Annotated in this window: 26 protein-coding genes; 12 read left to right on the forward strand and 14 right to left on the reverse strand. The window is 65.5% G+C overall.

Going from position 1 to position 26,738, the window contains the following annotated elements:
* Window positions 1–33: 33 nt before the first annotated feature.
* Entirely contained in the window at window positions 34–2,709 is a 2,676-nt protein-coding gene (locus FLL57_RS16065; RefSeq protein WP_185966223.1) for a sensor domain-containing protein, read from the reverse strand.
* 169 nt (window positions 2,710–2,878) lie between these two features.
* Here FLL57_RS16065 and FLL57_RS16070 point away from each other — a divergent pair, with 169 nt between their 5' ends.
* Complete coding sequence (locus FLL57_RS16070) at window positions 2,879–3,979, forward strand: NAD(P)/FAD-dependent oxidoreductase (protein ID WP_142883403.1); 1,101 nt, start codon at window positions 2,879–2,881, stop codon at window positions 3,977–3,979.
* Between the two features lie 656 nt (window positions 3,980–4,635).
* Here the strand turns inward: FLL57_RS16070 and FLL57_RS16080 are convergent.
* Entirely contained in the window at window positions 4,636–4,818 is a 183-nt protein-coding gene (locus tag FLL57_RS16080; protein ID WP_013504037.1) for a YdcH family protein, read from the reverse strand.
* Window positions 4,819–5,174: 356 nt separating this feature from the next.
* On the opposite strand from FLL57_RS16080, the gene FLL57_RS16085 reads away from it, so the two are divergent.
* The gene (locus FLL57_RS16085) at window positions 5,175–5,381 is read left to right on the forward strand and encodes a YdcH family protein (RefSeq protein WP_041808064.1); all 207 of its coding nucleotides are present in this window, start codon (window positions 5,175–5,177) and stop codon (window positions 5,379–5,381) included.
* On the opposite strand, the gene FLL57_RS16090 is transcribed toward FLL57_RS16085, so the two are convergent.
* Window positions 5,371–6,099, reverse strand: coding sequence for a diguanylate cyclase domain-containing protein (locus tag FLL57_RS16090; RefSeq protein WP_013504039.1), 729 nt, complete (start codon window positions 6,097–6,099; stop codon window positions 5,371–5,373). The genes FLL57_RS16085 and FLL57_RS16090 overlap by 11 nt on opposite strands.
* Window positions 6,100–6,252: 153 nt before the next feature.
* Here FLL57_RS16090 and purE point away from each other — a divergent pair, with 153 nt between their 5' ends.
* From purE to rpsU, 3 genes are all read left to right on the forward strand, one after another.
* Window positions 6,253–6,741 (forward strand): 5-(carboxyamino)imidazole ribonucleotide mutase, encoded by a 489-nt coding sequence (gene purE, locus FLL57_RS16095; RefSeq protein ID WP_013504040.1) that lies wholly within the window; start codon window positions 6,253–6,255, stop codon window positions 6,739–6,741.
* Complete coding sequence (locus FLL57_RS16100; RefSeq protein ID WP_047308350.1) at window positions 6,738–7,838, forward strand: 5-(carboxyamino)imidazole ribonucleotide synthase; 1,101 nt, start codon at window positions 6,738–6,740, stop codon at window positions 7,836–7,838. Before purE ends, FLL57_RS16100 begins: the two co-directional genes overlap by 4 nt.
* A gap of 156 nt (window positions 7,839–7,994) precedes the next feature.
* A complete protein-coding gene (gene rpsU, locus FLL57_RS16105; protein ID WP_013504042.1) occupies window positions 7,995–8,258 on the forward strand; it encodes a 30S ribosomal protein S21 in 264 nt (87 codons plus the stop codon).
* A gap of 158 nt (window positions 8,259–8,416) precedes the next feature.
* On the opposite strand, the gene FLL57_RS16110 is transcribed toward rpsU, so the two are convergent.
* A complete protein-coding gene (locus FLL57_RS16110; RefSeq protein WP_142883404.1) occupies window positions 8,417–9,148 on the reverse strand; it encodes a hypothetical protein in 732 nt (243 codons plus the stop codon).
* 146 nt (window positions 9,149–9,294) lie between these two features.
* Window positions 9,295–9,582, reverse strand: a complete 288-nt coding sequence (locus FLL57_RS16115; RefSeq protein WP_013504044.1) for a cupin domain-containing protein — start codon at window positions 9,580–9,582, stop codon at window positions 9,295–9,297.
* A 203-nt stretch (window positions 9,583–9,785) separates the two neighbouring features.
* Here FLL57_RS16115 and FLL57_RS16120 point away from each other — a divergent pair, with 203 nt between their 5' ends.
* On the forward strand, window positions 9,786–10,160 hold the full coding sequence (locus tag FLL57_RS16120) for a VOC family protein (RefSeq protein ID WP_013504045.1): 375 nt from the start codon (window positions 9,786–9,788) through the stop codon (window positions 10,158–10,160).
* A gap of 182 nt (window positions 10,161–10,342) precedes the next feature.
* On the opposite strand, the gene FLL57_RS16125 is transcribed toward FLL57_RS16120, so the two are convergent.
* The 7 genes from FLL57_RS16125 to FLL57_RS16155 all read right to left on the reverse strand — a co-directional run bounded on the left by FLL57_RS16125 (window position 10,343) and on the right by FLL57_RS16155 (window position 16,521).
* Complete coding sequence (locus tag FLL57_RS16125; protein WP_013504046.1) at window positions 10,343–11,746, reverse strand: NAD(P)(+) transhydrogenase (Re/Si-specific) subunit beta; 1,404 nt, start codon at window positions 11,744–11,746, stop codon at window positions 10,343–10,345.
* Window positions 11,747–11,759: 13 nt separating this feature from the next.
* Window positions 11,760–12,083 carry a proton-translocating transhydrogenase family protein gene (locus FLL57_RS16130; RefSeq protein ID WP_013504047.1) on the reverse strand — a complete coding sequence of 108 codons (324 nt, stop codon included), beginning with the start codon at window positions 12,081–12,083 and terminating at the stop codon, window positions 11,760–11,762.
* Window positions 12,084–12,108: 25 nt separating this feature from the next.
* Window positions 12,109–13,236, reverse strand: a complete 1,128-nt coding sequence (locus FLL57_RS16135; protein WP_047308348.1) for a Re/Si-specific NAD(P)(+) transhydrogenase subunit alpha — start codon at window positions 13,234–13,236, stop codon at window positions 12,109–12,111.
* Window positions 13,237–13,431: 195 nt separating this feature from the next.
* Window positions 13,432–13,584, reverse strand: coding sequence for an aa3-type cytochrome c oxidase subunit IV (locus FLL57_RS16140; RefSeq protein WP_011159718.1), 153 nt, complete (start codon window positions 13,582–13,584; stop codon window positions 13,432–13,434).
* A 285-nt stretch (window positions 13,585–13,869) separates the two neighbouring features.
* The gene (locus tag FLL57_RS16145; RefSeq protein WP_013504049.1) at window positions 13,870–14,253 is read right to left on the reverse strand and encodes a type II toxin-antitoxin system death-on-curing family toxin; all 384 of its coding nucleotides are present in this window, start codon (window positions 14,251–14,253) and stop codon (window positions 13,870–13,872) included.
* A complete protein-coding gene (locus FLL57_RS16150; RefSeq protein WP_013504050.1) occupies window positions 14,250–14,519 on the reverse strand; it encodes an AbrB/MazE/SpoVT family DNA-binding domain-containing protein in 270 nt (89 codons plus the stop codon). Before FLL57_RS16150 ends, FLL57_RS16145 begins: the two co-directional genes overlap by 4 nt.
* 82 nt (window positions 14,520–14,601) lie before the next feature.
* On the reverse strand, window positions 14,602–16,521 hold the full coding sequence (locus tag FLL57_RS16155) for a M3 family oligoendopeptidase (RefSeq protein ID WP_142883405.1): 1,920 nt from the start codon (window positions 16,519–16,521) through the stop codon (window positions 14,602–14,604).
* A gap of 371 nt (window positions 16,522–16,892) precedes the next feature.
* Here FLL57_RS16155 and FLL57_RS16160 point away from each other — a divergent pair, with 371 nt between their 5' ends.
* The 4 genes from FLL57_RS16160 to FLL57_RS16175 all read left to right on the forward strand — a co-directional run bounded on the left by FLL57_RS16160 (window position 16,893) and on the right by FLL57_RS16175 (window position 23,626).
* Window positions 16,893–17,528, forward strand: a complete 636-nt coding sequence (locus tag FLL57_RS16160; RefSeq protein ID WP_013504052.1) for a TerC family protein — start codon at window positions 16,893–16,895, stop codon at window positions 17,526–17,528.
* A 95-nt stretch (window positions 17,529–17,623) separates the two neighbouring features.
* Window positions 17,624–19,111, forward strand: a complete 1,488-nt coding sequence (locus FLL57_RS16165) for a sigma-54-dependent transcriptional regulator (protein WP_047308346.1) — start codon at window positions 17,624–17,626, stop codon at window positions 19,109–19,111.
* 354 nt (window positions 19,112–19,465) lie between these two features.
* A complete protein-coding gene (locus tag FLL57_RS16170) occupies window positions 19,466–21,682 on the forward strand; it encodes a L,D-transpeptidase family protein (RefSeq protein ID WP_142883406.1) in 2,217 nt (738 codons plus the stop codon).
* A gap of 336 nt (window positions 21,683–22,018) precedes the next feature.
* Entirely contained in the window at window positions 22,019–23,626 is a 1,608-nt protein-coding gene (locus FLL57_RS16175) for a DUF882 domain-containing protein (protein ID WP_142884237.1), read from the forward strand.
* A gap of 135 nt (window positions 23,627–23,761) precedes the next feature.
* On the opposite strand, the gene FLL57_RS16180 is transcribed toward FLL57_RS16175, so the two are convergent.
* Window positions 23,762–24,034, reverse strand: a complete 273-nt coding sequence (locus FLL57_RS16180; protein ID WP_013504056.1) for a DUF2312 domain-containing protein — start codon at window positions 24,032–24,034, stop codon at window positions 23,762–23,764.
* A gap of 188 nt (window positions 24,035–24,222) precedes the next feature.
* Window positions 24,223–24,522 (reverse strand): DUF1244 domain-containing protein, encoded by a 300-nt coding sequence (locus FLL57_RS16185; protein WP_142883407.1) that lies wholly within the window; start codon window positions 24,520–24,522, stop codon window positions 24,223–24,225.
* Window positions 24,523–24,714: 192 nt separating this feature from the next.
* Between FLL57_RS16185 and FLL57_RS16190 the strand changes: the two genes are divergently transcribed.
* Together FLL57_RS16190 and pyk are read left to right on the forward strand one after the other, a co-directional pair.
* On the forward strand, window positions 24,715–25,308 hold the full coding sequence (locus FLL57_RS16190; protein ID WP_047308343.1) for a DUF1036 domain-containing protein: 594 nt from the start codon (window positions 24,715–24,717) through the stop codon (window positions 25,306–25,308).
* Complete coding sequence (gene pyk, locus FLL57_RS16195; protein ID WP_013504059.1) at window positions 25,305–26,738, forward strand: pyruvate kinase; 1,434 nt, start codon at window positions 25,305–25,307, stop codon at window positions 26,736–26,738. The genes FLL57_RS16190 and pyk overlap by 4 nt, the downstream gene beginning before the upstream one ends.

Here is a 26,738-nt window from a genome sequence, read left to right on the forward strand (position 1 = left end):
AAGCGAGCGTAGCGCGCCGCACACGGCGGGCGATCAGCCCGCTTCGCGTGCGCGCGCCGGAGCGCTGTCTTCGAGCGGGTCGAGCCCGACCAGCCAGCGATACTGATCGATCGGCGCCGGCTTGCCGATCAGATAGCCCTGCACCGCGTCGCAGGCCTCGTCGACCAGGAAGTCGAGCTGATCCTGGGTCTCGACGCCCTCGGCCACCAGCGTCACGCCGAGACCGTGTCCGAGCCCGATCACGGCGCGGACGATCGCGGCCGATTGCGGATTGCGGCCGAGATTCATGATAAAGGCGCGATCGATCTTGATCTTGTCGAACGGGAACGCTTGCAGATAGGTCAGCGAGGAATAGCCGCTGCCGAAATCGTCCATCGACACCCGGACGCCGAGCGCCTTCAGCCGGCGCAGCAGCGACAGGCCGCGATCAAAGTCGTCGATCAGCACGCCTTCGGTGATCTCCAGCTCCAGCCGCCCGGGCTCCAACCCGGTCTGCAACAGCACGCCATGGACGAAGGCGACCAGATCGGTGTTGAGGAACTGCGCCGGCGACAGGTTGACGGCGACCTGCAACGGACGCGCCCAGGACGCTGCCTGACGGCAGGCCTCGCGCAGGATCCATTCGCCCAACTCGACGATCAGCCCGCTCTCCTCCGCGAGCGGAATGAACTCGCTCGGCGGCACGAAGCCGCGGGTCGGATGCCGCCACCGGGTCAGCGCTTCGAAGCCGACGATATCGTTGTTGCCGACCCGCTTGGTGCTCGACGCCTGCGGCTGGTAGTACAGCGACATCTCGCCGTTACGGATGGCATTCGACAGATCCTGATGCAGCACCCGCCGGTCGCGGATCTGCATGTCCATCTCCGGCTCGAACACCGTGACCGAGCCGCGCGCTTTTGCCTTAGCGCGGAACAGCGCGGCGCCGGCATTGGCGAGCAGCGAGGCCGCATCGGTGCCGTTGGCGGGGAACAGCGCAATGCCGGTGGTGACGCCGATCCGAACCGTCTTGCCGTCGATGACGAAGCCCGGGACCAGCGCCTTCGCCACCATGCTGGCCAGTTCGCGGGCCGCGGCCGGCTGCGGGCCGTCGATGATCAGGCCGAATTCGTCGCCGGACAGACGCGCCACCACGCCGCCGCGCGCAGCCCATTCGATCCGCCGCGCCACCTCGACCAGCAGCTTGTCGCCGATCGCGTGGCCGAACACGTCGTTGATTTCCTTCAGACCGTCGAGGTCGACGCTGAGCACGGCGAATTCGTCGACCGCATTGTCGCACGCCTCGATCATCTGGGTCAGCGACTTGAGGAACGCATCACGGTTCGGCAAGTCGGTAAGGCCGTCGTGGTACGCCATGTGGGCCATCCGCGCCTCGGTCTGGCGTCGGTCGGTGACATCGACATGGGTCTTGATCAGATAGTGCGCCTGATCGGCCTCGTCGGTGACGGTCATGCGCCGGGTGACGAACAGGCGCAGTCCGCCGGCGGTCGAGATCGGATGCTCCTCGACCACCAGGCCGCCCTTGCGGATCGCCAGTTCGTCGCGCTCGGCGATCAGTCGCGCTTCCTTGGTGTTGAAGATTTCAGCGGTGGTCAGCCCGGTGGCGTCTTCGCGGCGACGATTGAAGATGATCTCCGCGCCGCGATTGGCGAGCACGTAGCGGCCGTCCGCGGTGTTCTGCACCGTCAGCGCCACCGGAATGTTGTCGATCACCAGCTCGAGAAACCGCTTGGTCTTTTCCAGTTCGATCGACAGCGCGCGCCGGTTGGTGACGTCCTCGAACAGCGCAATCAGGAATTCCGGCTCTCCGCGTTCGTTGCGGGCCACCACGCGGTTGCTGGCGAGAACGCGCTCGCCTTGCCCGATCTCGACGGTGAGTTCGGAGGTGTCGGAGCCGGCGCTGGATTGCAGCGCGCTCCGGTCCGCCTCGCGGATGTTTGCGGCCGAACGCGGCGGATACAGATCGTCGGCGGTGGATCCGATGATTCGGTCGCGGCTCAGGCCTGACAACGTCTCGAACGCGCGATTGGCCAGGATGTAGCGACCGTCGTCGATGGTCTTGGCGGCGACGCAAACCGGAATGTTGTCGATCACCGATTCCAGGAATTGCTTGGTGGTGGAGAGCTCCCTGGTGACCCGGCGCAGTTCGCTGCAGTCGTCATGGGTGGCGATCGTGCCGCCGTTGGCGAGCCGGGAGAATTTGACCTGGATGCAGCGCCCGTCGGGAAGCTCGGACACGTAGCCGCCCGGCAATCCGGCGTTCCGGTAGAAGTCGTCGTTGGACACATCGAGCATGCCGCGAGCGCGGCGTAGCGTCAGCAATTCGCGGCCGTGCAGGCCGCGCGGCACCTCGGCACGAGTCAGCCGATACATCTCGAGGTAGCGATCGTTGCAGAACACGATGCGGCCGGATGCGTCCGCGATCACGACGCCCTGCTGCAGCTTGTTGAGCACCGAATCGACCAGCATGTTCTTGCGGCGCTGGGCGCGGCGCTGCTTGCGCAGCATCGAGGTCGCCCACAGCGCGATCGCGCACATGAACGACGCGACGACCAGGCCGCCGATCAGCAGTCCCCAGACGACCTCCGGCTCGCTCCCCCCCAAATAGCTCGGCGGGGCAAGATTCTCTGCCGCGATCGCACCCGAAGGAAGACCGGTCGTCACCGCAGCCAATCCTGCGCCCCTACCCGCCTTCCCAATCCACGCCACCATAGAACACCCAGAAATTGCAATCGGAGTGTGATGCAAGAGACCTTTGGAACATGTAAACACCATCGGCCGGGCGGGGTGGTAACGCGGCAATTTTCATCAATTGACCCGGGATGGTTAACCCCGTCATAAGCTCCGCTCGGGACAGGATCACCAACCAAGAGTGCGAGTGATGGAAGAAGTTGACTGCGTCGTGGTCGGCGCGGGCGTGGTCGGTCTGGCGATCGCGCGGAAGCTGGCGCAGCAGGGCCGCGAAGTGATCGTGGTCGAGGCCGCGGAATCGATCGGCACCGGCACCTCGTCCCGCAACAGCGAAGTGATCCATGCCGGGATTTACTATCGGGCGGGCAGCCTGATGGCGCGGCTCTGCGTCGCCGGCCGGCACGCCCTGTACGATTACTGCGCCGACCACGGCGTCGCCTACCGGCGTTGCGGCAAGCTGATCGTCGCCACCAACGCGGCGGAAGCCGACAAATTGGAGTCGATCCGCGCCCACGCCGCCGCCAACGGCGTCGACGACATGCGCGTGCTCGACGGCACCGAAGCGAAGGCGATCGAGCCGACGCTCGCCTGTGTCGCGGCGCTGCTGTCGCCGTCGACCGGGATCGTCGACAGTCACGGTTACATGCTGTCGCTGCGTGGCGACGCCGAAGCGGCCGGCGCGGCGTTCGCGTTTCACGCGCCGCTGCTGTCGGCGCGCCGCGAAGGTGGATCTCTGGTGCTCGAGATCGGCGGCGAGACGCCGATGACCCTCGGCTGCCGACTGCTGATCAATGCGGCCGGCCTCGGTGCCCCCGCGGTGGCGCGCACGATCGCCACGATGCCGCCGGAACTGGTGCCGACGGCGTATCTCGCGAAGGGCAACTACTTCACCTGCAGCGCGCGTGCGCCGTTTACGCACCTGATCTATCCAGTGCCGGAGCCGGGCGGGCTCGGCGTGCATCTGACGCTGGATCTGGGCGGTCAGGCCAAGTTCGGGCCCGATGTCGAATGGATCGACGAGGTCGACTACGTGGTCGACCCCGCGCGCGCGGCCCGGTTCTATCCGGCGATCCGCAAATACTGGCCGGATCTGCCGGACGGCGCGTTGTCGCCGGGCTACTCCGGCATCCGGCCGAAGATCGTGCCGCCGGCGGTCGCCGTGCAGGACTTCGTGGTGCAAAGCCCGGCCGAGCACGGGGTAGCCGGGCTGATCAACCTGTTCGGGATCGAATCGCCCGGCCTCACCGCCTCTTTGGCGATTGCCGACCATGTCGCCGATCTCACCGGCTGATCGGAGATCCGCGCGACGATCTGTGTCGGGACAACATCATGAAGCTGGCGCTTTCGATCGAGGATCTGGAGCTGCCGATGTTGCTGCCGGGCATCAAGGTCCGACCACGGCGGGCGATCATCTTCCGATCGAGCAGGTCCAGTTCGTGCGCTTCACCGCCAAGCAGTGGGAACGGTTCAAAGACGTGCTGTCGACCAAATGACGCCGGCATCGTGTCTGCCACCGGCGGCGCGGACCGTCCGAAGCGATCCGCATCGGCTTCAGTCGATACATGATTTCACTATGAGGATTTCGGGGTGAGGATTTCGGGGCGAGGTCCACGCCCTGCGCGCAAGGGGATGAGTGATCAGTCCCCCTTTTCGGCATTCGGCCTATTTGGATTCGGCTTCTTTTGAGGCTTTGGGGTTCGGTCCATCAGCGGCATTGGACCACGAGATGACCTTCATCTCGGCGATTGCCGATCACGTCGCCTCATCGGGACGGCATGACCGGCGCAGATCGCAGTCAGATCGGGATCGCTCAAGTCCCTCTGGCGCCGCCCGGAAGGCTCTTCGGCGTCAGAGGCGAACGAGAATCCCGCAGGCTGTACCTTGCGCCTGACGTGCATCGCGCACGAAGAGCGCCGGCTCAGCTTTGTTGCAGTGCGGTGAGGAAGTTCAGTGGAGGCTGGTGGTGGTCTGCTTCAGCTTCACGATTTGATCCCGAACCATCAGCTTGCGGCGTTTCAGATCGGCGATACGCGTATCGTCCGTGGAGGGATGGGCGAGAGCGTCGTGCAATTCGTTCTCCAGAACCTTGTGCTTGCGTTCCAGTTCGACGAGATGTGCCTGAATTGCCATACGAAACCTCCTCTATTGGTGAGACTGAGTTTCCATCCGGACGAAGAAGTGTACATCTCTGGTGGCTTCTGTCGATAGGTCTTGAAATACGCGCGTCATAATTTCGCGGCCGACTTGAAATGATTCGAGCTCGTCCATGTGCCTCGGAAACACCCGAGGATGCGAGCAAACCGCGTGCATTCGGCAATTCACCGACCCCATCCCGGGATTATTCACCTGACGAAGGTCGTACTCGGCGCAATGCGGAACGGCGCCGCTTGCTCGCAACGCCGCAAAGGCGATAATGACGCCGAACTGATCGACATTCCTCCGCAACCGGCCTTCAGTTCGTGAGCCGGTTCAAGCCGACACTGATCATGACCGACGAAGACGAGGGCGACCTCGGTGCCGAGCTGGCCAGACTGCAACAAGAGCATCGCGATCTCGACGCCGCGATCGATGCGCTGCATCATTCGCCGGCACCCGATCTGTTGCGGCTGCAGCGATTGAAAAAGCGAAAGCTGGCACTGCGCGATCGCATCTCCTTCATCGAAGATCAGATCACGCCCGACATCATCGCCTGAGCGGCGCGCCGGAGGCGGCCCGGCGTTCAGCCTTGCGCGCATACATCGCACGGTCGGCAGCCTCGAGCGCAGCGGCGCTGTCCATCTCCGGCGTCAGCATCGCCACCCCTGCGGAAATCCCGACCGCGATCGTCCGGTCGCCGTAGCGGATCGCCAGCGCATCGACCGCGGCCTCCAGCACAGACGCCTTCGCATGCGCGTCCGCCTCGCCGAGATTCCACAACAGCAAGGCGAACTCGTCGCCGCCGAGCCGGCCGATCAGGTCGGATGCGCGAACGTGGCTCAGCAGCGCCTCGGTCACCGCCTTCAGCACCACGTCGCCGGCGGCATGGCCGAGCGAATCGTTCACCGGCTTGAGGCGGTCGACATCGAGCATGATCAGCGCGCCGCTGGCGCCATAGCGCTTGATATAGGCGAGCGCCCGGCCGAGCTCCCGCTCGAAGCCGCGGCGGTTGGCGATGCCGAGCAGGAAGTCGGTTTCGGCCGAGGCGCGCAGCAGGTCGATTTCCGCCAACGCAGCGGCGAGCTGGGCCTTCAGGCGCCGGATCTTGGCCTGCGGATCGGCCGGGAGCCTCCCCTCCGCGACCCGGGCCCGGGGCAAGGCTGAAGCCTGACGCGGCCCGGCCGGCGGCAGCTTGCGCTTCTTGGCAACCGGTTTGGCGGCCGGCCGATCGGCGGGGCGGCGGGGCTTTGCAGGGCGAACGGGCTTCTTTTTCATCAGAATCAGCCGAAGATTCGCCACAACACTTGCCGCTGTTCACCAAGAAAGGATAGTGCATTCCCGGCGCGTTGGCCGCGATCCGCAGGCGGCTCGCCGATTCCCACCTATACTTCTGGATTCTCGACAGAATCGCTCGAAAGACTCGATTTAATGACAGCTCCCGTCGCGATCATCATGGGCAGCCAGTCGGACTGGGAGACGATGCGGCACGCCGCCGACACCCTGACCGCGCTCGATATCGCCCATGACGCCCAGATCGTTTCCGCGCACCGCACACCCGATCGCCTTTACGCCTTTGCCAAAGGCGCCAAGGCATCCGGATACCGCATCGTCATCGCCGGCGCCGGCGGGGCCGCGCATCTGCCGGGGATGACCGCAGCGCTGACCGAACTGCCGGTGTTCGGCGTGCCGGTGGAGTCCAAGACGATGTCGGGACTGGATTCGCTGTACTCGATCGTGCAGATGCCGGCCGGCATCCCGGTCGGCACCTTGGCGATCGGCAGGGCCGGTGCCGTCAATGCAGCGCTGCTGGCGGCAAGCGTGCTGGCGCTGACCGATGCGGCGCTGGCGACGCGGCTGGCGGCCTGGCGCAAGGCGCAGACCGACTCGGTAGCCGCCCGTCCGGAGGGCGCAGCGTGAGCGAATCCCATCGCGAACCGCTGAAGCCCGGCGACACCATCGGCATCCTCGGCGGCGGTCAGCTCGGCCGGATGCTGGCGCTGGCCGCAGCGCGACTCGGGCTGAAATGCCAGGTGTTCTCGCCCGACCCGGATTCGCCGGCATTCGACGTGGTGCAGAACGCCACCTGCGCCGAATATGCCGATGTCGAGGCGCTGGAAGCGTTCGCCTCCGAGGTCGACGTCATCACCTATGAATTCGAGAACGTCCCGGCCTCCGCCGTGCTGGTGCTGGCGGCGCGCAAGCCGGTGCTGCCGAGCCACACCATCCTGGAGACCACCCAGGACCGGCTGGCAGAGAAAGACTTCGTCACCAGACTGGGAATCGGCACCGCCGCCTATGCCGACGTTACTTCGCCGCAGACGCTGCGCGACGCAGTGGCCCGGCTCGGCCTGCCTGCGGTGCTGAAGACGCGGCGGTTCGGTTACGACGGCAAGGGCCAGATGATGCTGCGCCCGGGCGACGATCCGGAAGCCGCCTGGGCCAGCCTCGAAACCCGCGCCGCGATTCTCGAAGCTTTTGTCCCGTTCGAGCGGGAGATCTCGGTGATCGCGGCACGCGGCGCGGACGGTCAGGTGGTGAGCTACGACGTCACCGAGAACGAGCACCGCGACCACATTCTGAAGGTTTCCAAGGTCCCGGCCGCAATCGCCGACGCCGTCGCCGACGAGGCCCGCCAGATCGCCAAGACGATCGCCGACGCCCTCGGTTATGTCGGCGTGCTCGGGGTCGAGATGTTCGTGGTGCCGGCCGCCGACGGCACGAAAGTGCTGGTCAACGAGATTGCCCCCCGGGTGCACAATTCCGGCCATTGGACGCTGGACGGCGCCTCGGTGTCGCAGTTCGAGCAGCATATCCGCGCGATCGCCGGCTGGCCGCTGGCCGAACCGGTGCGCCACGGTGCGGTGACCATGACCAACCTGATCGGCGACGACGTCCACGACTATGGTCGCTGGCTGACAGTTCCCGGTGCGACGGTGCATTTGTACGGCAAGCGTCACGCGCTCCCCGGTCGCAAGATGGGCCACGTCACTGTGGTCGAGCCTCCGAAACGCTGACGGAACCGACCAACGTTGCAGAACTTAATTGTCGTGTCAGGTGGACATTGCCGGCCCGATCTGGTACATGGGCGCCCTCTAGGTGGAGGGCCTGGCCGTTGTCGGCCCCGCCTAATCCGATAAATTCCGATCCGATCACTCTGAAGAGGATGCCGCGTGCAGGTTCTCGTTCGCGATAACAACGTCGATCAAGCCCTCAAGGCGCTGAAGAAGAAGATGCAGCGCGAGGGGATTTTCCGCGAGATGAAGCTGCGCGGACATTACGAGAAGCCGTCCGAGAAGAAGGCGCGCGAGAAGGCGGAAGCCGTACGCCGCGCCCGCAAGCTCGCCCGCAAGAAGCTGCAGCGCGAAGGCCTGCTGCCGAGCAAGCCGAAGCCGGCTTTCGGCGCGGATCGCCGTCCGGCTGCGGCGGCGCGCTAATCGCGCCTTTCAGCGACGAACCGAACTGAATTTGAAGAACGCGGGCCCCGGGCTCGCGTTTTTCGTTGCTGCTCCGATCGCCGCATCTTGCGGTCCGCAGACAACAAAATGCCCGAGACGAGCCCGGGCATTTCCTGGTGTGGATAACGCCTGCGTCCTTACCGCGGCAGCACCGAGTGGATCACCGACTTCGCGGTGAACAGCACATCCTCGGCGACCGATGGCTTGCGGGCGGCAGCGCCCTCACCCGACGACTCCGCGCGAGCTGCCGGGATATCGGCCGGGGGGGTCGGCCGGCGCTGATCGCCGTCGCTCAGATCGGCGGCGTCGGCCGGACGGATGCTGACCGGGACCGACGCGGCTGTCGCCGACACATTGGCATTGGGCACGATCGACGAATTGCCGAGCGCGACGTTGACCGCAGGCGGCAGTGCCGGGGCGGCGACGCGCGTCGTCTCCTGCAGCCGGGGCAGCTCCTGCGCCCGTAGCGGCGGCTCCGGCGATTTCAACGGCTCCGGGGCGCGACCGCTCACTTCCTTGAGGCGCGGGGCCTCGGCCGGGGCGGACGCACGCAGCCGCTCGACAGCGGCGCGCAGCACCTGATTGGGATCGCGGGCCGGCTCGCTCTTGGCGGGCTTCTCCTTGTCGGTGCCGAGCTTGACCTTGAGCGGCTCGCTCTTCACCGGCTCGCTCCTGGCGGGCTCCGGCGCCATCGTGGCGGCGACCGGCTCGGCCGGCTTGGCCGCCTTGGCGGCGTCTTGCTGCGCGGCGGCAGGAGGCGCATCGGGCCTGGCGACGATATACTGATTGACGACGTAAGCAGCGATCACGGTCGCGACCACCGACGGCAGAATCTGCCCGAGAAGTTTTTCGGTGATGAATTTGAGCATGGCGGGCCTCTTACCAGCAAAGGTGATGCTGGAACTTTGAGGCTGATTGAGGGATCAACTGCGACCGATCGGTGGCACCGGAGCGCGTATACTCGAGCGCCACCAAGCGGTTTACGGGGCCGCGGGGGCGGCCACTTTTCGAGAGTTCAAGCTTTCAGTTCGATCTCGAGAAACACGATTTCGGCGGCGGATTCGTTGCGAACGTCGTGCTCGACACCGGCCTTGCGAGCGTAGGACCGGCCGGCCTTGAGCTGAGCGATCGACCGCGTGCCATCCGGCGCCACGATGGTCATCTCGCCATCGGCCATCGGCACCACGACGTAGTCCATGCCGTGAGTGTGATGGCCAGTCGCCGACCCCGGCGGCAGCCGCCACTCGGTGACCCGCACTTCGGCGTTATCGATCTGAATTTCGGATTTTGCCGCAACCGTCATGACGTTCTTTCTCCGGGCGAGAGCACTGCCAACCAATCGACCGATACCACTGATCGGCCGGCCCGACATCCGGCGATCCGACGCCGGGGCCATGCGCACGATCAGCGCGGCGATGTGCGGACGGTATCGCCAGATGGGCGGCTGACGGTATAGTCGGCGCGCACCCTCAGGGTGAAAACGCCAAGGAGCACACGGGAAACGCCATGTTTTCACACGTCATGATCGGCACCAACAATCTCGAAGCGGCGAAGGATTTCTACGACAAGCTGCTCGGCACGCTCGGCATCGCGCCGGCGATGGTCGACCGTCATCGCATCTTCTATCGCACCAAGACCGGCACTTTCGCAGTCAGCAAGCCGATCAACGGCGAGCCGGCGACCGCCGCCAACGGCGGCACGATCGGGTTCGTGGCGAAGTCCCAGGAAGAGGCCGACGCCTGGCACGCCACCGGCGTCGCCAATGGCGCCACGAGTTGCGAAGACCCGCCCGGCATCCGCGCGATGGGCGACATGAAGCTCTACCTCGCCTACCTGCGCGACCCGGACGGCAACAAGCTCTGCGTGATGCACCGGATGTGAGGCTTACACCAACCTCCGTGATGCCCGGCCCTGTGCCGGGCATCCACGTCTTTCGGCATCGACGCGCAGCAAGACGTGGATGGCCGGGACGAGCCCGGCCATGACGTGGATAGTGGGTCTGGACCAAACAAAAACGCCCGGCCTTGCGGCCGGGCGTTTCGTTTCTGGCAGGGCGTCGGCGCTTAGTGCGCCATCGCCTTGACGATGTTCTCGGTCATCTTCTTGGCGTCGCCGAGCAGCATCATGGTGTTGTCGCGATAGAACAGCGGGTTGTCGATGCCGGCGTAACCGGAAGCGAGCGACCGCTTGATGAACATCACGGTGCCGGCCTTCCAGACCTGCAGCACCGGCATGCCGTAGATCGGCGAAGTCGGATCCTCTTCGGCCGCCGGGTTGGTGACGTCGTTGGCGCCGATCACGAACGCGACGTCGGCCTGCGCGAACTCCGAGTTGATGTCCTCGAGCTCGAACACCTCGTCGTACGGCACGTTGGCTTCGGCGAGCAGCACGTTCATATGACCAGGCATACGACCGGCGACCGGGTGAATTGCGTACTTCACCTCGACGCCTTCCTTCTTCAGCGAGTCGGCCATTTCACGCAGCGCGTGCTGGGCCTGCGCCACCGCCATGCCGTAACCCGGCACGATGATGACCTTCTGCGCGTTCTTCATGATGAAGGCCGCATCGTCCGCCGAGCCGAGCTTGGCCGGGCGCTGTTCGCCGCCGCCGGCGCCGGCCGCGGCGGTCTCGCCGCCGAAGCCGCCGAGGATCACCGAGATGAACGACCGGTTCATGCCCTTGCACATGATGTAGGACAGGATCGCACCGGAGGAGCCGACCAGCGCGCCGGTGATGATCAGCGCCGAATTGCCGAGCGTGAAGCCGATGCCGGCCGCGGCCCACCCCGAGTAGGAGTTGAGCATCGAAATCACCACCGGCATGTCGGCGCCGCCGATCGGGATGATGATCAGGATGCCGAGCAGCAGCGCGACGCCGGTGATCACCCAGAACGCGATCGGATCGCCGGTTGCGACCAGATACACGATCGCCGCGACCATCAACACGCCGAGCGCGATGTTCACCACGTGCCGAGCCGGCAGCAGGATAGGCGCGCCGCTCATGCGGCCGGACAGCTTCATGAACGCGATCACCGAACCGGTGAAGGTCAGAGCACCGATCGCGACGCCGAGCGACATTTCCACGAGGCTGGCGCCGTGAATGTTGCCCGGCGTGCCGATGTCGAACGCACCCGGCGCATAGAACGCGCCGGCGGCGACCAGCACCGCGGCCATACCGACCAGCGAGTGGAAGGCGGCGACCAGTTCGGGCATCGAGGTCATCGGCACGCGCTTGGCGATCACCGCGCCGATGCCGCCGCCGATCGCGACGCCCGCGATCACGAGAATCCAGCCGATAAAGTCGGCCGGCGGGTGGCCGGCGAGCGTGGTGGCGATGGCGATCGCCATACCGGTCATGCCCATCAGGTTGCCCTGACGGCTGGTGGCCGGGGACGACAGACCGCGCAGCGACAGAATGAACAGGACGCCGGCGATCAGATACAGAAGTGCGGAAAGATTGGCGTTCATCGACGGCCCCTACTCACTTCTGCTTCTTCTTGTACATCGCCAGCATGCGCTGGGTGACAAGGAAGCCGCCGAAGATGTTGATACTTGCGAAGATCAGCGCGACGAAGCCGAAGCCGCGCGCCCACAGCGGACCGTTGTCGTCGCCGACCAGCGACACGCCGACGGCGAGCAGCGCACCGACCACGATCACCGACGAGATCGCGTTGGTCACCGACATCAGCGGCGTGTGCAGCGCGGGGGTCACCGACCACACCACGAAGTAGCCGACGAACACGGCGAGGACGAAAATCGACAGCCGAAACACGAACGGATCGACCGCTTGAACCATATGCTCCATAGCAACTCTCCTTAAGCGGTCGCGCTCACGCCGACTTGGGCTGGAAGTTCGGATGAACGACGGCGCCGTCGCGCGTCAGCGCGGTGGCCTTCACCAGTTCGTCGTCCCAATTCACCGCCAGCGCCTTCTCCTTGTTGACCATGGTCTCGAAGAAGCTCAGCAGATTGCGCGCATAAAGGGCCGAAGCCGACGCCGCGACGCGGCCGGCGACGTTGGTGTAGCCGACGATCTTGACGCCATCGATCTCGACGATTTGCCCGGGGACCGCGCCCTCGACGTTGCCGCCGCGTTCGACCGCGAGGTCGACCAGCACCGAGCCGGGCTTCATCGACTTCACCATCTCGGCGGTGACGAGGCGCGGCGCGGGCCGGCCCGGAATCAGCGCGGTGGTGATGACGATGTCCTGCTTCTTGATGTGTTCGGCGGTCAGAGCGGCCTGCTTGGCCTGATACTCTTTCGACATTTCCTTGGCGTAGCCGCCGGCCGTCTGGGCGTTCTTGAACTCCTCGTCCTCGACCGCGAGGAACTTGGCGCCCAAGCTCTCGACCTGCTCCTTGGTGGCGGGGCGCACGTCGGTCGCGGTGACGATGGCGCCGAGACGACGCGCGGTGGCGATCGCCTGCAGACCGGCGACGCCGACGCCCATGATGAACACCTTGGCGGCGGGCACGGTGCCGGCCGCGGTCATCATCATCGGCATGGCCCGGCCGAACGTTTCGGCGCCGTCGATCACGGCGCGATAGCCGGCGAGGTTGGCCTGACTCGACAGCACGTCCATGACCTGCGCGCGGGTGATGCGCGGCATCAGTTCCATCGCGAAGGCGGCGATGCCGGCATCGGCCATGCTCTTCAGCGCAGCGTCATTGCCGTACGGGTCCATGATCGCCAGCACCAGCGCACCGCGCTTATAGCTGGCGAGTTCGGACGCCTCCGGACGCTTCACCTTGAAGACGACATCGGCGTCCTTCAGAGCGTCGGCGGATACGGTGGCCCCGGCGGCAGTGAAATCGGAATCCGGCAGGCCGGACTTGAGGCCCGCGCCCGGCTCGACCGCGACTTCGGCGCCGAGAGCTTTCAGCTTCTTGACCGTGTCGGGCGTCGCCGCGACGCGCGGCTCGGCGGGATCTTGTTCTTTGGCAACAGCAATCTTCATGGAGCCTCCGGCGGCGCGAAGCACGCGCGTGAGCGAGCGAGATATGCGCGCACCCCGCAAAAGTGGGACCGGTTTTGCGACCGGGATGCGCGCTTACTTATTTGTTTGGAGAACGTCCAGGCGGCAAACCGGACTCCACTTTGCCGGAACGTTCTCCGAGAGAGCGCCGCGTGTAACGGCGCACTCCAGCACAGATCAAGTCAGGAAAATGCCCATGAGGGCGACGATCACGATGACGGCGGCGGTGCCGTACTTCACCAGCTTGATGAACCCTTCATAGGTCTGCTCATGCGCGGCGTAGTCGTTGCCATCGGCAGTCGTGTAGGCAAACTCGTGGTGCTCTGCCATTCGTCTCTCCGACATCTTCGGGAAGTGGGGGATGCACTTAGCGCAATCTTATTGCGAGAGCAACGGCACTGCAGCAATTGTCAGCCTAGCCAGTTTGGGTTCATTCCAAAGTCTAGGCCCGCCGTCACCGATCGCCGGCGCAGTGTGATCGCAACAGACGATTAGAACAAGCTCTTACGAGGCGATTGCAACAACCGCTGGCTGATTATTCCGCATCGCGGAGCAGCCGCGCGATATGATGAAATGATCGCGCGATCGAAGTGCGACGCGACCGTCGACAGCGCGTCAGGCCGGCCAGTTGTCACGTATCCAGCGCGTGAGGCTGGCCTCGCTGACTTCGCCGGCGGCGAGGGAGAGAATCATCGCCGCCGCATCCGCCTCAGAGACGATGAAGTCGATGCCGTTCACGCCAAGGAACGTATAGAGCGCCAGCAGCGAGGTTCGCTTGTTGCCGTCGACGAACGGATGGTTTCGCGCAATGCCGAAGGCGTAGGCGGCTGCGAGTTCGGGCAGCTCAGCCTGCTCGTACGTCCATTTGTTACGCGGTCGATCCAGGGCTGATTCAAGCATGCCCTCGTCGCGCAGCCCGGCGGCACCACCGTGAATCGAAAGCTGCTCGTCGTGTATGGCGACGATCATTTGCCGCGTGAGCCAGAACGGCTCGGTCATTTGGCAAGCTCAGCCAGAGCGTTGTGATAGCGCTTCATGCCGCGCCGGGCGACTTCCATCGCTTTCTCGAAATCAGGATTCGAAGGCGTAAATCGAACGCCGCCATCCGGCGTCAGGGTCGCGTAAAGCTGATCGCCGACATTGAGATTCAGTCGGGCCATCAGCTCTTTGGGAAAAATCAGCCCCGACGAATTGCCGATCTTCTTCACTTCGACGGTCGCGAGAACTCGGCCGGATTCGACATCGATCTTGGTTTGGTCGTTCATGGCAAAGCCTCCGTTATACGCTACGTATAACGGAGGCGCACACATCGTTCAACAGATGTTTTACGGTATTCGTGTCCGCGCCCTACCCCATCGCCTCCAGCTCGTCGATCATGCCGGCGATCACCGACAGGCCGCCGTCCCAGAAGCTGGGGTTCTTGGCATCGAGACCGAACGGGGCCAGCAGTTCCGAATAATGCTTGGTTCCGCCGGCCGCCAGCATCGCGAGGTAACGCTCGGCGAAGCCTTCCTGGGCGTGCTCGTAGACCGCATACAGCGAGTTCACCAGGCAGTCGCCGAACGCGTAGGCGTAGACGTAGAACGGTGAATGGATGAAGTGCGGGATGTACATCCAGAAGCACTCGTAGCCCGGCTTGATCTCGATCGCCGGCCCCAGGCTCTCGCCCTGCACCGACAGCCAGATTTCGCCGATCCGCTGCGCGGTGAGCTCGCCGCTGCGCCGCTCGGTGTGGATCGCGCGCTCGAAAGAATAGAACGCGATCTGCCGCACCACCGTGTTGATCATGTCCTCGACCTTGCCGGCAAGCAACGCCTGACGCTGCTTGCGGTCCTTGGTCTGCGCCAGCAGCCGCCGGAAGGTGAGCATTTCGCCGAACACGCTGGCGGTCTCGGCCAGTGTCAGCGGCGTCGGCGCCATCAGCGCGCCGTTCTTGGCGGCCAGCACCTGGTGCACGCCGTGACCGAGCTCGTGGGCGAGCGTCATCACGTCCCGCGGCTTGCCCTGATAGTTCATCAGCACATAGGGGTGCGCCGACGGCGTGGTCGGATGCGAAAATGCGCCCGGCGCCTTGCCCGGCCGCACCGGCGCATCGATCCAGCGATCGTTGAAGAACCGCTCGGCGATCTGTGCCATCTCCGGCGAGAACGCCTTGTAGGCGGTCAGCACCATGTTGCGGGCTTCCGGCCAGGCGATCGTGCCGGTCGCGGCGAACGGCAGCGGCGCGTTGCGATCCCAGTACGGCAGCTTCTTCTTTTTGAACCAGCCGGCCTTGAGCTTGTAGTAGCGGTGCGACAGCTTCGGATACGCCGCGCGCACCGAGGCGACCAGCGCATCGACCACTTCGCGTTCGACCCGGTTGGCGAGGTGGCGGCTGTCGGCGACATCCTCGAAGCCGCGCCAGCGGTCAGAGATTTCCTTGTCCTTGGCGAGCGTGTTGGTGATCAGCGCGAAGGTGCGTTCGTTGGCCTTGAAGGTCTTGGCCAAGGCTTCGGCAGCCGCCTTGCGCTTTGCGGGCGCACGGTCCTGCATCAGATTCAGCGTCGGCTCGATCGCCAGTTCCTTAGCCCCGACCTTGAACCGGAGCGACGAAATGGTCTGGTCGAACAGGCGATTGAAGGCGCCGTAGCCGGTCTGCGACTTCTCGTGGAACAGTTGCTCGATGCGATCCTCGAGCTGATACGGCTTGTCCTTGCGCAGATCCTCGATCCACGGCCGGTAGTGGCCGAGCTCCGGCGTCTGCATCGCGCGCTCCAGCACGGCATCGTCGACGCGGTTGAGTTCGAGGGTGAAGAACAACAGATGCACCGAGGCTGCGGTCAGCCGCTCGGAAACGTCGCCGTAGAATTTCGACTTCACCGGATCGACGCTGTCGCCGGCGTGGACCAGCCCGGCATAGGAGCCCAGCCTGCCGGCCAGATCCTCGATCGCCTCGTAACGCTTGACCGCACCGGCGAGCCACAGCGCGCCGCCGTCCTTCGCAGTCTCTTCTGCGAGCCGCCCCTTGAAGTCGGCTTCGAACGAGGTGCATTCGGCATCGAGCCGGTCGAGATCGGCAGCGACCTCCGGCGCATCGATCGCCGGATACAGATCCGTCAGATTCCACTCCGGCAGCTTCGCCGGCTTGGCGCTCGCCTTCCGACCCGCCGTAGCCGCGGTCTTGCCGGCTTTCGCCTTGCCTGGGACGACCTTGCGCGGTGCTGATTTGGCGGAGGAGGACTTGCGGGAGGAGGTTTTCGCGGTTCGGGAGGTCGCAGATTTGGCCATGGTGCTTTCAGATCGCGTGCGATGTGCCTTGCGAAACGCTACTAGCTCCGTCACCGCCTTCGCAAGTCACAGTTTCCTACGGCGGGATAGCGCCGCGGCAAGACTGCGCGCTCCGCCACCGTTCCAGCCAGCTTGATCGAGGCGAGCGGCAGGAATACGACACCTCGGCGCGGCACGGGTTCCGCCGCCGCCCTGAAAAACGCAGAGCGGCAATTGACCGCAGCGCGTCGCAGTGGTGTTGTCCCGTGTAAGCAAACCCAGCACGGCCGATCGCGACCGTGCATCATTATTATCCTACCTCGTCCTGGACCGGGCCCCTCTGGCAGTTCGTTAGAACTGCGATGTCGGACTGGACGCTCATGGAGCGCCCGATGGCTGACATCCTCAGCATTTTCACACCCGAAGGCCTCGCCGCTTTGGCGCAGGTCGTGATGATTGACCTGGTGCTGGCCGGCGACAACGCCGTGGTGATCGGCCTGGCCGCCGCCGGTCTGCCGCAGCAACAACGCGGCAAAGCAATCCTGATCGGCATCCTGGTCGCCACCGGGCTGCGTATCCTGTTCGCCAGCGTCACCGTGCAGCTCTTGCAGATCATCGGACTGCTGCTGGCCGGCGGCGTGCTGCTGCTGTGGGTGTGCTGGAAGATGTGGCGGGAACTGCGCAACCCTCCGGAGGACGTCGACGCGATCGACGGCGAGGGCGGCGCGCCGAGCGGAGCCCCCACCAAGACGATGGCTCAAGCGGTGTGGCAGATCACGCTGGCCGACGTGTCGATGTCGCTCGACAACGTGCTCGCCGTCGCCGGCGCTGCGCGCGAACACCCGGTGATTCTGGTGTTCGGGCTCGGCCTGTCGATCGCGCTGATGGGCATGGCGGCGACCTTCATCGCGAGGCTCCTGCACAAGCATCGCTGGATCGCCTATATCGGCCTCGCCATCATCCTCTATGTATCGCTCGACATGATCTACCGCGGCGCGCTCGAGGTCTGGCCGCACGCGTTCGGATAACAGCGGATAACTGCCGCCGCTTTCACCAAGCGTTAACGCATTCGTCGCAATCCTGCACCAATTCGGGACAGTTTGGGTTGGGGCAGTAGCGAGTAATGGTCGAGCGTATTCTGATCGCCGACGACGATGCAGTGCAGCGTCGGCTGGTCGAGAACATGGTGCAGAAGTGCGGTTACGAGACGATCACGGTCGATAGCGGCGACGCCGCGGTGGATGCCCTGACCGCTCCCGACTCACCGGCAATCGACGCCGTCGTGCTCGATCTGGTGATGCCGGGCCTCGACGGCCTCGGCGTTCTGTCGAAGATTCGCGCCAGCGGCATCGACGTCCCGGTGATCGTGCAGACCGCTCATGGCGGCATCGACAATGTCGTTTCGGCGATGCGCGCCGGCGCCCACGATTTCGTCGTCAAGCCGGTCGGCATCGAACGGCTGCAGGTGTCGCTGCGCAACGCGCTCAACGCCAGCGCGATGAAGGGTGAGCTGCAGCGCATCCGCCATGCCCGCGAAGGCCGGCTGACGTTTTCCGACATCATCACCCGCAGCGACGCGATGGTGCCGGTGCTGCGCGCCGCCGAGAAGGCCGCCGGCTCTGCGATCCCGGTGCTGATCGAAGGCGAATCCGGCGTCGGCAAGGAGCTGTTCGCCCGCGCCATTCACGGCTCCAGCGACCGCCGCGCCAAGCCGTTCGTCGCCGTCAACTGCGGCGCGATCCCCGACAATCTGGTCGAATCGATTCTGTTCGGTCACGAGAAGGGGGCGTTCACCGGCGCCACCGAACGCCACGACGGAAAGTTCGTCGAAGCTTCCGGCGGCACGCTGTTTCTCGACGAGGTCAGCGAGCTGCCGCTGAGCGCCCAGGTCAAGCTGCTGCGCGCGCTGCAGGAAGGCGCGGTCGAAGCGGTCGGCGGACGCCGGCCGGTCAAGGTCGATGTCCGGATCATCTCGGCCACCAACCGCCGGTTGCTGGACCGGGTGAAGGCCGGCCGATTCCGCGAAGATCTGTTCTATCGGTTGCACGTTCTGCCGCTCACGATCCCGCCGCTGCGCGCGCGGCGCGAGGACATTCCGCCGCTGCTGCGGCACTTCCTGATGCGGTTCTGCGCCGAAGAGAAGCGCAGCATAGGCGGCATCACCGGCGAGGCGATGGCGCGGCTGGCGCAGCTCGACTGGCCGGGCAACATCCGGCAGCTCGAGAACGCGGTTTATCGCGCGGTGGTGATGAGCGACGGCGACCAGCTCGGCCTCGACGATTTCCCGCTGGCGAGCGCGCCGTCGGTGGTGCCCGCTGACGGGATCGACGGCGAGCCGCTGGTAATCGAACGCAGCGAGCCGCAATTCGTCGCGGCAAACGAAGTGCCGATCGCGCCGCTGCCGACCGCCGGCAACCTGTCGATGCTGACAGCGGACGATGAAGTGCGGACGCTCGACGAGATGGAACGCGAGATCATCCGGTTCGCGATCTCGCATTATCGCGGCCAGATGTCCGAAGTGGCGCGACGGCTGAAGATCGGCCGCTCGACGCTGTATCGGAAACTCGACGAGATCGAAGCCGAACGCGCCGGCCAGGCCGACGGGCGGTAGCTCGCACCGATGACCGCCCCGCTCCGTGTTGAGGGGGCGGCGGACGAAAGACGGCCACCGGACGGGATCCTGCAGCCGGCTGATTCGCGGAACCTTTGAACCGTGGCGCGATGGTGACAGACAACCATGGCGACCCGTGGCACAAGCCAGAACCGCGTTCGCCACCAGAGCGTTCGAGGTCAGTTTGTCGTGAGTCCGCCCGGCCGATGCTGGCCGCTCGAACCGGGCCCGTGTATCTTCACGGAGAATGAGGAATCGGCATTCACGCCCTCGCGCGTTGAAGGGCCGCCCCCTCGAAGAACGAACCGCAAGCCAAGAACTGTCGGCCGGACAGCTTTCCCAAGAGGTAGACGAATGCGAGATCACTCGACTGGACGCCGCGGTTTCGAAGGCGTGCTGATGGCCGTCGCGGCGACCTTCCTCACCGTATCGACGACCTCCGTTCTGGCGCAGTCGCCGGCGCGGTCGCCTGCGGATCTCGCAATCGATGCCGCCGTTCCCGTCCCTAGTCCGGTCGATCTGCCGCCGCCCACGATCGGTGATTTCAAGCCCGATTCCACGCCTGCGGCCGCTTCCGCGCCCCGAGCTGGCGAGAACCAGACGAGCGCAACCGTGCCCTCCTCCACCGAGCCGTCCAAGGACGTAGCGACGAAGAGCACTGAAGCGAAGGACACCGAAACGAAGAACACTGAAACGAAGGACGCTGCGACGGCCGCCGCCGGCGAACCGAAGGTCGAGGCTCCTGCCGCAACCGCCAACGCGCCCGTGGCTGAGCCCGCCAAGCCCGCCGCCGATCAGGCTTCGACCGTCAAACCGGCCGAACCGCAGCAGCAGCCGGCAAGCACGGTCGCTGTCGCCGATCAGCCGGTGGCCGATCAGCTTCGCGATCTGCTCGCCAAGAGCGCGTCGCGCTATTTCGAACGCAAGGTCGAACGCAGCGCGGTGGAGAAGTTCTACGAGACGCGCGACTACGCGCCGGTGTGGACCAAGGCTGGTGCACTCACTGCGCCGGCCAAGGGTGTGATCGCCCGACTGAAGGACGCCGCCGCAGACGGTCTCGATCCCGACGACTATCCAGTGCCGAACTTCGCGTCCGCAACCTCGCCCGAGACGCTCGCGGAAGCCGAACTGCGTCTCACCGAGAGCATGATGGATTATGCGCGTCAGGCGCAGAGCGGCCGGATGCACTGGTCGCAGGTGTCGGCCGACATCCAGTATCCGGAGCACCCGATCGATCCGGCGCAGGTACTCGTTACGGTCACGACCGCCGCCGACGCCTCGGCGGCCCTGGACAGCTATAATCCGCCGCACAAGCTGTATCGCGAGCTGAAGAAGAAGCTCGCCGAGCTGCGCGGTGAAAGCGACAAGCCGGTGATCAAGATCGCCGAGGGCGAGACGCTGCGCTATCAGCCGGCCGGCAAGAAGCGCGCCGAGGTGAAGATCGACGATCCGCGGGTGCCGCAGCTCCGCGCCCGCCTCGGCGTCACCGAGAACACCGACAGCGCCACCTACGACGCCGCCGTCGCCGCCGCCGTGCGCAAATTCCAGCACTCGGCCGATCTCAAGGCGACGGGCGTACTCGACGACCGCACCGTCAAGGCGCTGAACACGCCGAAGCGTGATCGCACCATCGACACCATCCTGGTCAACATGGAACGCTGGCGCTGGCTGCCGCGCCAACTCGGCGCGCCGGCGCTGGACGACGCCTATGTGATCCTCAATGTCCCCGACTACACGCTGAAGCTGATGCAGAACGGCGAGCAAGTCTGGTCGACCCGCGTAGTCGTCGGCAAGCCCGGAAAGCATGCCACCCCGCTGCTGACGGAGACGATGAAATACATCACCGTCAATCCGACCTGGAACGTGCCGCCGTCGATCATCAACAACGAGTATCTGCCGGCGCTGCAGCAGGATCCGACCGTGCTCGACCGCATGGGCCTGAAGCTGTCGCGCAACCGCGACGGCTCGATCCACATCTCGCAGCCTCCGGGTGAAGCCAACGCGCTCGGCCGCATCCGCTTCAACTTCCCGAACAAATTCCTGGTGTATCAGCACGACACGCCGGACAAGAATCTGTTCGGCCGCGACGAGCGTGCCTTCAGCCACGGTTGCATGCGGGTGCAGAACCCGGATCAGTACGCGGCGGCGCTACTGAACATCGCGATGCCGGACAAGAACTACACCCCGGCGAGGATTCGGTCGATGTACGGCCGCAGCGAGGTCGACCTGAAATTCGCAACGCCGATCCCGGTCAACATCACGTATCAGACGGCATTCGTCGACGACGACGGCAAACTGCAGTTGCGCAAGGATATCTACGGCCGTGACGCCGCCATGCTGGCGCTGCTGAAGAACGGCAAGGGCAAGAACCTCGAGGCCGTGGTGGCGCACGCCCAGCCGAGCTACGCCCGCCCGACCCGACTGCCCAACGGCGTCAGCATCGCCGGGGACTACACCGGCTCCGCCGGCCCCTCGTCGAACCCGTTCTCGTTCCTCGAGAATCTGTTCGGGGGCCCGCAGCCGCGACAGCAGCCGGCCGCTGCTCAGCAGCGCCGGGTCTACGCCCGCTGAACCGGCCTCGGCCGCAACAGCGCGGCCGAATATCGACGAATGGACGCACGGCCCGTCGTCAGGCGGGCCGTTTGCGTTAACCGAGATTAACCATCCTCCATCTAGTTTGCGGCAACGGGCTCGATTTCGCCATAGTCAGAGGGTTAGGGTTGACGATCGACTTGGGGTGACGGGCGCCGTTTCCGGATCGCTAACTTTGGATCGCTGAGTACGGGTCAACGGCGCGTTAACCCTGTCCCGCTGAACTGGGGGTTCGCGGCCAGGGTTGGTTGGTCGACAAATAGTGGGGCTGTTTTCGTGCTGGCTGCACTTTCGCGCCGTCTCAAATCGCTGTCGATGTCGAGGGCCGGCTATGGCGCCGTCCTGACCACGACCCTGCTGCTCGCCGGTGCCGGCTCGGTCCACGATGCGTCCGCGGTCGGCGACAGCCGCACCCTGTCGTTTCATCACACCCATTCCCGCGAGAGCCTCACCGTCACCTTCAAGCGCAATGGCCGCTATGACGAAGACGCGCTGAGGCAGCTCAACCACTTCCTGCGCGACTGGCGATCCCAGGAAAAGACCACGATGGACCGCCGTCTGTTCGATATCCTTTGGGAAGTGTACCGGGACGTCGACGCCAAACAGCCGATTCAGATCATTTCCGCCTACCGCTCCCCCTCCACCAACGCCATGCTCCGCCGCCGCTCCTCCGGCGTGGCGCGCCACAGCCAGCATACGCTGGGGCACGCGATGGACTTCTTCATCCCCGGCGTTCCGCTGGAGCAAATCCGGTTCGCCGGGCTGCGGCTGCAGCGTGGCGGCGTCGGATTTTATCCGACCTCCGGGTCGCCGTTCGTCCACCTCGATACCGGCGGAGTCCGGCACTGGCCGCGGATGACCTCCGACCAGCTCGCCCGCGTGTTCCCGGACGGCCGCACCGTGCACCTGCCGTCCAACGGCAAGCCGCTGCGCGGCTACGAGCTGGCGCTGGCCGACATCGAGAACCGCCGCGACGGCAGCAGCGCCGCGCCGGCCAAGACCAATTTCCTCGCGTCGCTGTTCGGCGGCAAGTCGCGTGACGACGAGGATGAAGCTGCGACCGAGACCAAGCCCTCCGGCGCCAAGCCGATGGCCGACATCAAGGTCGCCGCCGCCGATGCCGTCGCGGCCGCCGCCGGCCTCAAGCCGGCAGAGGCGACCAGCAGCGATCCGGTACCGATGCCGCGCGCCAAGCCCGCCGCCGCGATCCAGATCGCTTCCGCCGGCGACGTCGTGCTGCCGGCGCCGCGCCCGGCGCAGGCCGCGAAGGTTGAAGCCAAACCGGCCGACGCCAAATCCGCCGAGCCGAAGCCGCAGACCCCCGCCGATATCATCAACGCCCGCGGTTTCTGGGACGACATCCCGGTGGCACCGAAGCAGGCGAGCCCCGCGCAGGTCGCCACGATCAGCGCGCGCCAGGCTCTTGCCGCGGCCGACAAATCCGATCAGGCGGCCATGAATGCACTGGCCTATGCGCCGATGACTCCGGACAACGCTTCGCAGCACGCGCAGAGCCGGCATTCACGGGTGGTGACCGCAAGCGCACCGATCCCCCACAGCATTCGCGGGCAAACTTCGCGCCATGCGGCGGTATCGAACAAGGTCGACAGCGTGATCGGCAAGTCGTCGGCCCAGGGCAAGACGGTGATCGCGACCTCTGCGCGACTCGCCGCAGCGGGCAGCCGCGACAACGACGTCTGGATTCGCGCCATGATCCTGATGCCGCGGGCGATGGGCACCGCCGCCACCGTGATCGGCGACCCCGACATGACCCTGCTGACGGGATATTTCGTCAAGCCGGACGCGACTCTGGGAATGGGTTTCGCCGACGACCCGCAGCCGGGCCTTTATGCCGACGCCTTCAGCGGCACGGCGGTCGCCACACTGACCACCACGGCATTTCCGGGCGACGCGTCGCGCTGAGCGCGTCTTCAATCTGACGAGTTTGTCGATGCCCGGGGTGATCCCGGGCATTTGCTTTTCCAGCCAGCTTTCGCCGGCCCGCCGAACCGTAGCCGGCACGGCGCAGGGTTCTGGTTGGCCTCGGCCGGGCCGGCCTCAGAGCATCCCGAGCGCCTGCATATAGGTCTCCAGGATGGTCTCCTGCTCGGCGCGCTCGTTGGCGTCCTGCTTGCGCATCCGCACAATGGTGCGCAGCGCCTTGACGTCGAAGCCGTTGCCCTTGGCCTCGGCGTAGACGTCGCGGATGTCGTCGGAGATCGTCTTCTTCTCTTCCTCGAGACGTTCGATCCGCTCGATGATCGCCCGAAGCTGGTCCTTGGCGAAATTGGTCGCGGGATCGTCCTGGACGGCGGCAGCGGAGGTGGCCATCGTGCACTCCTGGCAGATAATGATTGGGAAAAAGCGGCGGGGCGGTCGCCTCGCGCGCCGCATCTGCGCCGGACACTCTTCGCCGCGACGCCTCCCGTCAAGGGGCATCGCGCCCATCCACAGCGACCCACAGCGGAAAACGCCGGCGCCGAAATTGCGCCTTGATGCGCGGCCTGACGGCGCCCCCGTCAGTGGCTGTGCGGGTGCGATTTCTTAAAGGCTTCGACCTGATCCGGCGTCGCCGCGCTCTGGTACTTCGCCTTCCAGGTCTCGTACGGCATGCCGTACACCGCCTCGCGGCTCTCGTCCCGGCTCATCGCCACGCCTTGCGCCTCGGCGGCGTCCTTCAGCCAGTTCGACAGGCAGTTGCGACAGAACCCGGCGAGATTCATCAGGTCGATATTCTGGACGTCGGTGCGCTCGCGCAAATGCGCCACCAGACGGCGAAACGCCGCCGCTTCCAGTTCTGTCCGGGTGCTGTCGTCCATGCGTTCGTCTTCCATGGCTGGTCGGATCTTCCCCAGATGGGGACGGGCTGGGATTTTGCCACATCTGGCGGCTACAGCCGACTCCGCTCCGCACCATCCCGGATGCCGCCGGCGTCGCGCCGGACCGGCGGGGCCGTTGACAGGCCGGCTCCGTCACGCGAAATCATCAGCAATTTGGTATAGCTTGGCTGCATGATCATCACAGATTCCACCCTCCTCCAGCGTATCTGGTCCCGGTCGGCACGGTCCAAGGTGGCCGCGACGACTGCGCTGGCCATCGGCGCGCTGATCTGCGGCCATGCACCGGCTGCGGCCGACTTCCGGCTGTGCAACAACACCTCGAGCCGGGTGGGAATCGCGCTCGGCTACAAGGACGTCGACGGCTGGACCACCGAGGGCTGGTGGAACGTGTCGTCGCGGAGCTGCGAGACGCTGCTGCGCGGCGCGCTGGTGGCTCGCTATTATTACATCTACGCGCTGGATTACGACCGTGGCGGCGAATGGTCGGGGCAGGCCTTCATGTGCTCGCGCGACAAGGAATTCACCATCAAGGGCACCGAGAACTGCTTGGCGCGCGGCTTCGACCGCACCGGCTTCTTCGAGGTCGACACCGGCGAGCAACGGGCCTGGACCGTGCAACTGACCGAAAGCAACGAACAGAACATGCAGACACTGCCCGGATTGCCCGGTGCGCCGGGGCCCGGTTTGCCGGGTATCCCACCGTCCCAGGGCCGCACCGCGCCCGCCACGCCTGGAACGCCAGGCGAGGCCGGGACCAAGCCATGAGACGGCTGCGACGGATCAAGATCCTCGCCACGCTCGGCCCCGCCTCCTCCGACAGCGCAATGATCCGCAAGCTGTTCGAGGCCGGCGCCGACGTGTTCCGGATCAACATGAGCCACACCTCGCACGACAAGATGCGGGATCTGGTCAAGACCATCCGCAATGTCGAGAGCAGCTACGGACGGCCGATCGGCATCCTGGTCGACCTGCAGGGCCCGAAGTTGCGGCTCGGCTCGTTCGCAAACGGACCGGTGCAGCTCAACAACGGCTCGAGCTTCGTCCTCGACTCGGTCAAGGAGCCCGGGGACGCGACCCGGGTGCATCTGCCGCATCCGGAGATCCTCTCGGCTCTCAAGGTCGGCGACGCGCTGCTGCTCGACGACGGCAAGGTGAGGCTGATCTGCGAGGAGACTGAAGGCGACCGCGCGGTCACGCGCGTGGTGATCGGCGGCAAGATGAGCGACCGCAAGGGCGTCAGTCTGCCCGACACCGACCTGCCGATGTCGGCGATGACCAACAAGGATCGCGCCGACCTCGAAGCCGCATGCGAGACCGGGATCGATTGGGTGGCGCTGAGCTTCGTGCAGCGCGCCGAAGACGTTGTCGAGGCCAAGCGGATGATCCGCGGCCGCGCGGCGGTGATGGCCAAGATCGAAAAGCCGCAGGCGATCGACCGGCTGCAGGACATCCTCGACGTCTCCGACGCGTTGATGGTCGCCCGTGGCGACCTCGGAGTCGAAATGCCGCTGGAACGGGTGCCGAGCCTGCAGAAGCAGATGACGCGGATGGCGCGGCGCGCCGGAAAGCCGGTGGTGGTCGCCACCCAGATGCTGGAGTCGATGATTTCGAGCCCGGTGCCGACCCGTGCCGAGGTCTCCGACGTCGCCACCGCGGTCTATGAAGGCGCCGACGCGATCATGCTGTCGGCCGAATCCGCCGCCGGCAAATATCCAGTCGAAGCGGTGTCGACGATGAACCGGATCGGCGAAGAGGTGGAGCGCGATGCCACCTATCGCTCGGTGGTGACGTCGCAGCGCCCCGATCCGGAAGCGACAGCGGGCGACGCGATCGCGGGGGCGGCGCGGCAGATCGCCGAAACGCTCGATCTCTCAGCGATCATCTGCTGGACCTCGTCGGGCTCGACCGCGCTGCGGGTGGCGCGCGAACGGCCGAAGGTGCCTGTGGTGGCGATCACCCCGAGCCTTCACACCGGGCGCAAATTGTCGGCGGTGTGGGGCGTGCATTGCGTGGTGGCTGAGGACGCCAAGGATCAGGACGACATGGTCGACCGCGCCGGCCGCATCGCGTTCCGCGACGGCTTCGCCAAGTCCGGACAGCGCGTCATCATCGTCGCCGGCGTGCCGCTCGGCACCCCCGGCGCGACCAACATGGTCCGCATCGCCTATGTCGGACCGAGCGACGCGGACGTGTGA

It is taken from the genome of Rhodopseudomonas palustris (assembly GCF_007005445.1).
GTDB lineage: Bacteria > Pseudomonadota > Alphaproteobacteria > Rhizobiales > Xanthobacteraceae > Rhodopseudomonas > Rhodopseudomonas palustris_G.